The sequence below is a fragment of the Gordonia sputi NBRC 100414 genome (genome assembly GCF_000248055.1).
In the GTDB taxonomy this organism is placed as follows: domain Bacteria; phylum Actinomycetota; class Actinomycetes; order Mycobacteriales; family Mycobacteriaceae; genus Gordonia; species Gordonia sputi.
The window spans coordinates 1-471 of sequence record NZ_BAFC01000060.1 but is presented as its reverse complement, the minus strand read 5'-3'; the positions used below and the strand labels follow the sequence as shown (position 1 = coordinate 471).

At 66.2% G+C, this 471-nt stretch carries 1 pseudogene; it reads left to right on the top strand.

The window, feature by feature from the left end:
* Positions 1-64: 64 nt before the first annotated feature.
* Positions 65-437: pseudogene (locus GOSPT_RS22820) on the top strand (transposase).
* Positions 438-471 lie beyond the last annotated feature (34 nt).

The following is a 471-nucleotide window of genomic DNA, read 5'->3' as shown; positions in this document are numbered from 1 at the left end:
CACCGCCCTGCCGGACGCGCGGATCGCAGTCGACAAGTGGCATCTCGTCGCCCTCGCCAACCTCATGGTCACCCAGGTCCGTCAACGGATCACCCGGCAACTGCACGGCCGCCGCGCATGCCGTCAAGGAACGCCTGCGCCTGCTGCTGGCCGAACACCAGCCGCACCAGATCCGGCGCAGGCTGTACGACTTCTACGACGCCGCCGCCCGCGCCGACATGGAGGAAACCAGCCGCCTGGCGACCACGATCGACACCTGGTGGCCAGCGGTGCTCGTCGCGCTCACCGAGGACGTGACCAACGCCCGCACCGAGGGCTTCAACCGGATCATCAAGCAAACCAAGCGTGTCGGATGCGGCTTCACCAACATGGACAACTACCGAAGGCGCATCATGGTCCACATCGCCCTCACCCGAGGGCAGAGACCAGCAGCATGAAATCAGCACACGCCCCGCTCAAACGCGGAGAGCC